Here is a 4,456-nt window from a genome sequence, read left to right on the forward strand (position 1 = left end):
CCCGGCATCGTCTTCCCTTGCACCGGAATGCAGTCGAGCAGCCCACGCGTATAAGGGTGCTGCGGCTGATGAAATAGCGGCATCACGGGCGCGGTTTCGACAATTTGCCCGGCGTACATCACCGACACGCGATCGGCGATGCGGGCCACCACGCCCAGATCGTGGGTGATGAAAATCACCGCGGTGCCGAACTCCTGTTGCAGCTCGCGCAGCATCCGCAGAATTTGCGCCTGAATGGTGACGTCCAGCGCCGTGGTGGGTTCATCCGCGATGATCAGCTCCGGCTCGCACATCAACGCCATCGCGATCATGATGCGCTGACGCAGGCCGCCGGACAGCTGATGGGGATACTGATTCAGCCGGTCCGCCGCCATCGGAATCCCCACGCGCTCCATCAGCCATACCGCCCGATCTCGCGCCGTCGACATCGAGACCTTACGGTGCGCCAGCAGCGTTTCACACAGTTGGTTGCCGAGCGTGAAAGAGGGATTGAGCGACGTCATCGGCTCCTGAAAAATCATCGCCATCTCGTCGCCCCGCATCGCGGCCCGCTGCCGGGGCGTCATCATTTGCAGATCGTGGCCTTTGAAACGCATATGATCGGCCGTGCGGATGGCTTTGCGCGGCAGCAGATCCATCAGCGCCAGCGACGTCATGGATTTGCCGCAGCCCGACTCCCCGACCAGACACAGCATCTCGCCCCGGCGCACGGAGAAGTCGATGCCCCGCACCGCATGCAGCATGCCGCGCGGCGTCGGTAAATCGACCCGCAGGTTCTTCACATCCAGCAAAATGTCATCATTCATCGCCGACTCCTTAACCCCGTCCGTCCAGCGCGGTGATGTCGCGCAGACCATCCCCGACCAGATTGATGCCCAGAACCAGTACCGCCAGCATGACGCCCGGTATCAGGATGACCCACGGCTGAAAGAACATGTACGCCTTGCCTTCGGCGACCATCAGCCCCCACGACGGCATCGGCGGCTGTACGCCCAGCCCCAGAAACGACAGCGTGGCCTCCAGCAGAATGGCGTGGGCGATCTCCAGCGTCGCGACCACCGTCAGCGGACCCAGCAGGTTAGGCAGGATCTCGCGTAGCATGATGAACAGCGACGACGCGCCCAACGTTTTGGCCGCCGCCACAAATTCCGCCTCCCGCAGCTGGCGCGTCACCGAGCGGGAGACAATCAGGAAACGGTCCCACAGCAGCAGCCCCAGCAGCATAATCACCACTTTGACGGAGCCGCCCACCATCGACGCCATCGCCAGCGCCACCAGAATCACCGGCATGGAGAGCCGCACGGTCAGGATATAGCTGACCACCGCATCGACACGTCCGCCGAAGTAGCCCGCCGTCACGCCCAGCGTGATCCCAATCAAACCGGCGACAAACACGGACACCAGCCCAATCAGCAGCGACACCTGCGCGCCGTACAGCAGACGACTCAGGTAATCACGCCCCAGCTTGTCGGTGCCGAGCAGATGGTCCCAACCGCCCTTTTCATGCCAGACCGGCGGGATCAAACGCTGACTGATGTCCTGCGCATACGGATCGTGCGGGCTGATCAGCGGCGCCAGCAGCGCGGCCACGATGATGATGGCGAGGATAACGACGCCCATCGCCATACTGTGATGGCCCATGATCCGCCGCAGCCAACGCCGTGCCGGGCCCGGTTCGGGCAGCAGGGCCGCCTCGGACGGCGTCGACGCGACAACGGCGGAGGAAAGCGTTGAGGATGGTTTCATGACAGCTCCTTATTGCGTCCGCAGTCGGGGGTCCAGCGCGGCATTCAGCACGTCCGCCAGAAAGCTCAATACGATGTAAAACACGGCGATAATCAGCACGATGGCCTGTACCACCGGGAAGTCGTTACGCGAGATAGAGTCCCAGGCCAGCTGGCCCAGCCCCTGCAACGCGAACACGGATTCGATCACCACGGAGCCGCCCAGCATGAAGCCCAGCTCCACCGTCGCCAGCGCCACCACCGGGATGATGGCGTTGCGCAGGCCATGCTTGACGATCACCCGAAACGCACTGAGTCCCTTCGCCCGAGCGGTACGGATATAGTCCGCGCCCAGCACGTCCAGCATGCCGGAACGCGTCAGACGCATCAGCGACGGCATGGCGTAGTAGCCCAGCGCCACAGCGGGCAGCACGAAGTTTTGCCAGCTGCTGTTGCCCGCCACCGGCAGCCATTTCAGCCCGACGGCGAACAGCAGAATCAGGATCAGCGCAAACCAGAAGTTCGGCATCGCCTGCCCGATGACGGCGATAAACATGGAGCCTCGGTCTACCCAGGTATCGCGAAAAACCGCCGCCAGTACGCCCAGCGGGATCGCCACCACCAACGCCAGCAGCAGCGAAACACCGCCGAGCTTCAAGGTGATTGGCATGCGTTGGCCCACCAGTTCCATCACCGTATTTTCGAAATAGAACGAGCGGCCGAAATCCAGATGCAGCGCCGCCCACATCCACTGACCAAACTGCGTCAGCAACGGTTGGTCCAGCCCATACTGTCGTCGAATTCCCTCAATCACCTCGGCGGAGGCGTCTGGACCCGCAATAGCGGCCGCCAGATCGCCCGAGAGGTGCAGTAGCGAAAAGCTGACGACAGCCACCGTAAACAGTACGGCCAAGGCCACCAGCAGCCGTCGCAAAATATAGATAAGCATCAGTCACTCCTCCTGCGCCCCGGTAGCCGGAAGGAATCGCGCTCCTTCCGGCCCGTTTAACGTCTTATTTCCAGCTGGCCATGGCGAAGCGCGGCAGCTCGTCCGGCCAATCATCGAAATTCAGATCGGAGGTAAAGGCATAGTTGGTGGAGTAGGAGAACATCGGCGCCAGATAGGCCTGCGACGAAATTCGCCCCAGCGCGTCGGCGTACAGGGCGCTGCGCTGTTTGGGGTCAAGCGTTTCATCCGCTTTCGACAGCATGGCCGTGACCTCGCTGTCCTTCCAGATATCATCGCCTTTGCCGCCGAAATACGGCGTGGTGAACGCCGCAGCGTCGTTGATGGAGAACGATCCCCAGGTGCGGATCGCCATCGGCGCTTTACCGGAGATCAGATCCGCCGCCAGCACCGTGTACTGGACGTAGTGAAGACGCGCGCGAATGCCGACTTTGCGCAGATCGCCGATGATCGCCTCGGCGTAGTCACGCTCGCGGTAGGCCCATATATCGGTGTCGAAACCGTTGGGATAACCGGCTTCCGCCAGCAGCTGCTTCGCCTTCTCCGGGTTGTAGTCGTATTTGATGACCTTGCTGGTATCGCAGGCGGTTTGGGTGCGGAAGCAGGCGGAGTAGACCGGCTGACTGCCGCCGCGCACCAGATTGTTGACGATGCCTTCGCGGTTGATGGCGTAGTTCACCGCCTGACGCACGCGCAGATCCTTGAACGGTTCGCCGCCCGGTCCGCTGGCGTGGGTGTTCAGCGCCATAAAGCCGATACGCATGGTTTCGCCGCTTTTCACCGTCAGATTCGGCATGGTTTCCAGCGAGGTGATCTGATCGGCGGGCACGCGCCAGATCCAATCCACCTGACCGGTCATCAGCTGCGCCAGCCGGGTTTCCGGGTCGCGAATAACGACGAACTGCAGCTTGCCGATTTTCGGTTGACCCTGCGGGCTATCCGCAAAGTAGCGGGCATTCTTTTCCATGCTCACACCCTGAGCCGGGGTGACTTTGGTGATTTTGTAGGGGCCGGTGCCGATAGGCGCTTTGCTGAAGCCAGCCAGTTTTACCTTCTGGTAATAGGCTGACGGGTAGATCGGCGTCGGGCCGGAGAGATATTCCAGCGCGGCGGGGAACGGTTTTTTCAACTTTAGCCGGACGGTGTAGTCATCCACCTTTTCAGTGGTTTCAATCCAGTCCACGCTTTGCGGCATGACGGATGACGTCCCCGGACCGGCGATGTGGTTGAAGGTATAGGCCACGTCTTCCGCCGTGAACGGATCGCCGTTATGGAAGGTGATCCCTTTACGCAGATGGATCAGCAGGGCGGTGGGCGATTCCCAGGTCCAGCTAGAGGCCAGTTCGGGTTTATATTCGCCGGTTTTGGGATCGCGATAAATCAGGGTATCCCAGACCAGATGGGCCAGAATCACGCCTTCACGAAGGTTGTTATGATAAGGGCTGACGTTTTCCACCTCGTTGTCGGAGGCGTAAACCAACGTGTCATTCTGTTTTCCCGCATAGCTGGATGCCGCGCAGCTGAGGAGGAGTGCAGACAAAACACCGCGTTTGATCTGTCTTGTCAGTGAACAAGCCATAGGATTCTCCATTCGAGACACTTCATGAAAGAATTAAATCGCCACAATCTCACCTACGTTCCGACAGGAAGTTGCAAGAGTGGAGCCAACCCCGGCTTCTTAACCTTACTGATTTTAGATATAAGCTTTCTAATAATGAGAAACCGCTTAACCCGAGCTGCTTTAGCCGCAAACCACAGGTCATTC

4 protein-coding genes are annotated in these 4,456 nt (G+C 60.4%); all 4 read right to left on the bottom strand.

All coding sequences use genetic code 11. The features are described from left to right. Positions 1 to 806, bottom strand: an 806-nt coding sequence (locus tag Q7O77_RS15045) for an ABC transporter ATP-binding protein (RefSeq protein ID WP_304169163.1), incomplete at its 3' end; no start/stop codon positions are given. 10 nt (positions 807 to 816) lie between these two features. Further along, entirely contained in the window at positions 817 to 1,746 is a 930-nt protein-coding gene (locus tag Q7O77_RS15050; RefSeq protein WP_304169165.1) for an ABC transporter permease, read from the bottom strand. A 9-nt stretch (positions 1,747 to 1,755) separates the two neighbouring features. Beyond that, positions 1,756 to 2,673, bottom strand: a complete 918-nt coding sequence (locus tag Q7O77_RS15055; protein WP_304169168.1) for an ABC transporter permease — start codon at positions 2,671 to 2,673, stop codon at positions 1,756 to 1,758. 64 nt (positions 2,674 to 2,737) lie between these two features. Continuing rightward, complete coding sequence (locus tag Q7O77_RS15060; protein WP_304169171.1) at positions 2,738 to 4,270, bottom strand: ABC transporter substrate-binding protein; 1,533 nt, start codon at positions 4,268 to 4,270, stop codon at positions 2,738 to 2,740. Between the last annotated feature and the right edge of the window lie 186 nt (positions 4,271 to 4,456).

The sequence above is a fragment of the Lonsdalea britannica genome (assembly GCF_946477055.1).
GTDB lineage: Bacteria > Pseudomonadota > Gammaproteobacteria > Enterobacterales > Enterobacteriaceae > Lonsdalea > Lonsdalea britannica_A.

Excerpts from the sequence above, each read along its gene's own strand:
- Q7O77_RS15060 (WP_304169171.1), bottom strand. The coding sequence starts at position 4,270 with ATGGCTTGTTCACTGACAAGACAGATCAAACGCGGTGTTTTGTCTGCA.
- Q7O77_RS15055 (WP_304169168.1), bottom strand. The coding sequence starts at position 2,673 with ATGCTTATCTATATTTTGCGACGGCTGCTGGTGGCCTTGGCCGTACTG.
- Q7O77_RS15050 (WP_304169165.1), bottom strand. The coding sequence starts at position 1,746 with ATGAAACCATCCTCAACGCTTTCCTCCGCCGTTGTCGCGTCGACGCCG.